Origin of the sequence: Synechococcus sp. R6-10 (assembly GCF_047461815.1) — a bacterium.
Taxonomy (GTDB): domain Bacteria; phylum Cyanobacteriota; class Cyanobacteriia; order Thermostichales; family Thermostichaceae; genus Thermostichus.
The window spans coordinates 1-3,782 of record NZ_JANSHW010000357.1 but is presented as its reverse complement, the minus strand read 5'-3'; the positions used below and the strand labels follow the sequence as shown (position 1 = coordinate 3,782).

Below are 3,782 nucleotides of genomic sequence, written 5' to 3'. Positions count from 1 at the left end.
CAGAGATAGGCAGGATGCGATCGCTTCTTTCCTGAACCATGTTCAGGAGAGTTCAGCGTGAATGTATCAGAATTAAGACAATCTCATGTCTACCGGGATCCCTGAATGGGATGGGTAACACTGAAACTAGGTCGCAGAAGCGGCGCGTAGCGCAATCTCAAGGAGCCGAACATGAGCAAGAGCTTGCTGGAGCAATTGCGACAGATGACTGTCGTGGTGGCTGATACGGGGGATATCAACGCCATCGAGAGCTTTAAGCCGCAGGATGCCACCACCAATCCCTCATTGATCACGGCTGCAGCCCAAATGCCTCAGTATCAGGGCATTGTCGATGAGACCTTGCTCAAAGCTCGCCAAGAACTGGGATCCAAAGCCGACATCAAAACCGTGGTGGCCCACGCCATCGATCAACTGGCCGTGGCCTTTGGCGTGCGCATTTTGTCCATCATTCCTGGCCGGGTCTCGACGGAGGTGGATGCCCGCCTCTCCTACGACACAGAAGCCACAGTTGCCAAAGCCCGCCATTTGATCGAGCTCTACAAGGCGGCAGGAGCGGATCCCAAGCGGGTGCTGATTAAAATTGCCTCGACTTGGGAAGGGATCCGGGCTGCCGAGATCCTGGAGAAAGAAGGGATCCACTGCAACCTTACCCTGTTGTTTGGCTTGCACCAAGCCATAGCCTGCGCCGAAGCGGGGGTGAAGCTGATCTCGCCCTTTGTAGGCCGCATCTTGGATTGGTATAAGAAACACACGGGCCGGGAGAGCTATCCCCCTGCCGAAGATCCGGGGGTGCAGTCGGTGACCCAGATTTACAACTACTTCCGCAAATACGATTTTCCGACGGAAGTGATGGGGGCCAGCTTCCGCAACATCGGGGAGATCATCGAGTTGGCCGGCTGCGATCTTCTCACCATCTCACCGGCGCTGCTGGCGGAGCTGCAAAACACCGAGGGTCACCTGGAGCGCAAACTGGATCCGGAAAAAGCCAAGAAAATGGACATCCCGCGCCTGGTGATGGATCGAGCTACCTTCGACCAGATGCACCGGGAAAACCGCATGGCCTCAGAAAAGCTGGAAGAAGGGATCCAGGGCTTCTCCAAAGCGCTGGAGGTGCTGGAAAAACTGCTCACCGAGCGGCTGCAGAAGCTGGAGGGTGCCAAGGAAACCATTACCCACGCCGCCCAGGATGTCTTCCGCCTCTACGACCTGGATGGGGATGGCTTCATCACCCGCGAGGAGTGGATGGGGGCAGATCGCGTTTTCGATGCCCTGGATACCAACCAAGATGGCAAAATTACCCCTGAGGAAATGTTGGTCGGCCTAGGGGCGGCGGTCTATCTGAAGAATTAGCCGCTGGCAGCCGGCCTGGGAAAACCTCAAGGTCTATGGGCGAGAACTTTCGCCACATCGGAGACGGGGTGGCCGCCCTGGAAGCGCAAGCCCGCCGCTGGATTGCCCAGCGGCTGCAAGGGATCCCTTACGATCCGCCGCCGGGGCCAGCAGCCAGGCAGGTGCTGCATTGGATCGAGACGGATCTGCTGCCGCGCCTGCAGCAAACCCCCCAGGAGCTGGAGAACCTGCTGCATGGGCTAGGGGGCGGCTATGTGCCCAGCGGCCCTTCCGGCGCCCCCACCCGAGGCCGAGTGGACGTGTTGCCCACGGGGCGCAACTTTTACTCGGTGGACATTCGCGCCATCCCCACCCCCACCGCCTGGCAGGTCGGCTCACTGGCCGCCGAGCGGCTGGTGGAGTGCTACGTGCAAGAGCAGGGGGAATATCCCCGTCGCCTGGGCCTATCCGTCTGGGGCACTTCAACTCTAAGAACTGGCGGCGACGATTGGGCCGAGGCCCTGGCGCTCTTGGGGGTCAAACCCCGCTGGGATGGAGGACGGGTGGTGGACATCGAGATCCTGCCTGTAGCGGTTTTGGGCCGCCCCCGTGTGGATGTAACCTTGCGCATTTCTGGCTTCTTTCGCGATGCCTTTCCCAATCTGATTGCCCTGTTTGACCGGGCCGTGCAGGCCGTGGCTGACCTGGAGGAGCCAGAAGCCGACAATCCCCTGCGGGCCCACGTGCTGGCCGATACCCAGTACTGGCAGGAGCAAGGGATCCCACCGCAAGCAGCGGCGGAGCGGGCGCGGCTGCGCATCTTCGGTTCCAAGCCAGGGGCCTACGGGGCCGGCCTACAGGGGCTGATCGAGGCGCAAAACTGGGAAACAGAAGCGGATCTGGCCCGCGCCTACCTCAACTGGAGCAGCTACGCCTACCGGGCCGATGGCGAGGGAGAGCCGGCCCCCGAAGCCCTGCGGCGGCAATTGGCCCACCTGCAAATTGTGCTCCACAACCAAGACAACCGCGAGCACGACCTGCTGGACTCCGATGACTACTACCAGTTTCAAGGGGGGATGGTGGCGGCAGTGCGAACGCTCCAGGGCCGCAACCCGCGGATTTACTTCGGGGATCACGCCCGTCCCCACAACCCTAAGATCCGCACCCTGGCCGAAGAAATTGACCGCGTCTATCGCGCCCGCGTGATCAACCCCAAGTGGATTGCCGGCGTGATGCGCCACGGCTACAAGGGCGCCTTCGAGATGGCTGCCACGCTGGACTACCTCTTTGCCTACGACGTCACCACCCATGCTGTGCCGGATTTCATGTACGCCGGCCTGGCCCGCGCCTACCTATTGGATCCCCAAGTCCAGCAGTTCCTGCGATCCCGCAACCCCTGGGCGCTGCGGGACATGAGCGAGCGGCTGCTGGAAGCCCACCAGCGGGGCTACTGGCAAGAGCAGGCCCTGGAATTGCTGCCTCAGATCGAAGCCCTGATGCTGGAGATGGAAGCCTACCTGGAATCCCGCTCTCCCGTGGCGAGAGAAGGTTAAGTTCTGCTAAGATTTTTTCATCCAAACCAGTTGTGGAGGGATCCCAGGCCATGAGCAAATCTGAGCTGTTGCGAGAGATTCTGGGGCCACTGTTGGAGGACTACCGCTACTGGTTTGAGCGTTCTCGCCGCTTTTTGCAGGAAGAGACCCTGGAATTTATCAGCCCAGAGGAGCAACAGTCCTTGCTGGAACAGGTTCTGGCCGCTCAAGCGGAGCTACAGGTGGCCGAAGCGCTTTATCAGGCGTCCGATCAAGAGGTTGGCATCGACCCTGGGCTGATGGCAAAATGGCATCGCCTGCTGATGAAATGTGCCGAATTGGGCCGTCAATTTCGCCAGATTCACCCCTCCCCCGACCTGTAATGCTGCAGATTCTCTACCTCATCGCTTTTGTGGCCATTGCCTTTTTGGCCCTGCGCAACTTGGTTACCAATGTCATCACACTGGGCGTGGAAGAGCGCAAGGCCTCTCCTCGTCGTGCCCGCCAGCGGATCCCTCACCCAGAGCTGCTGGATGAAGATGGCAACCTCACCGAGGAGCCTCTACTGGTGATTCGCTCGGCCAGCTTGGAAGAAGCTCGCAGCCGTTTGGAAGATCTCTATTCCGGCTCGCCGGACGAAGATTAGGGGAGTTTCTTGGGCTTTCTCTCTTGGGCGTGGCTGCACTAGCCTGGGAAGGTACTGCGCGCCATTTGCCCGAGCGTCTGGTGGGCGAGTCAACGGAGATGGGATCCGACTTCAACGTGGAATCGGTGCTGGAGGCGGTGCTCGGCAAGCTGAAGGTTTTGGCGGAAACGGGACAAACCTTTGGTCAGCCGATCACTATTGGTGAGACGATTATTGTCCCTTACATGTCTTTGCATTTTGGCTTGGGTGGGGGAGGGGGTAACTTTGGAAAGACT

General features: G+C 59.8%; 3 protein-coding genes and 2 pseudogenes. All 5 read left to right on the top strand.

The annotated features are described in order from the left end of the window. Nucleotides 1-171: 171 nt before the first annotated feature. Nucleotides 172-1,350 carry a transaldolase gene (locus tag NW837_RS10285; protein WP_414331262.1) on the top strand — a complete coding sequence of 393 codons (1,179 nt, stop codon included), beginning with the start codon at nucleotides 172-174 and terminating at the stop codon, nucleotides 1,348-1,350. A gap of 50 nt (nucleotides 1,351-1,400) precedes the next feature. Continuing rightward, a pseudogene (locus NW837_RS10280) lies at nucleotides 1,401-2,882 on the top strand (cobaltochelatase subunit CobN); the annotation flags it as partial. A 50-nt stretch (nucleotides 2,883-2,932) separates the two neighbouring features. Continuing rightward, nucleotides 2,933-3,244, top strand: a complete 312-nt coding sequence (locus NW837_RS10275) for a DUF2605 domain-containing protein (RefSeq protein ID WP_414331259.1) — start codon at nucleotides 2,933-2,935, stop codon at nucleotides 3,242-3,244. Next, entirely contained in the window at nucleotides 3,244-3,507 is a 264-nt protein-coding gene (locus NW837_RS10270) for a DUF2973 domain-containing protein (RefSeq protein ID WP_414331257.1), read from the top strand. Before NW837_RS10275 ends, NW837_RS10270 begins: the two co-directional genes overlap by 1 nt. 65 nt (nucleotides 3,508-3,572) lie before the next feature. Further along, nucleotides 3,573-3,782: pseudogene (locus tag NW837_RS10265) on the top strand (hypothetical protein); the annotation flags it as partial.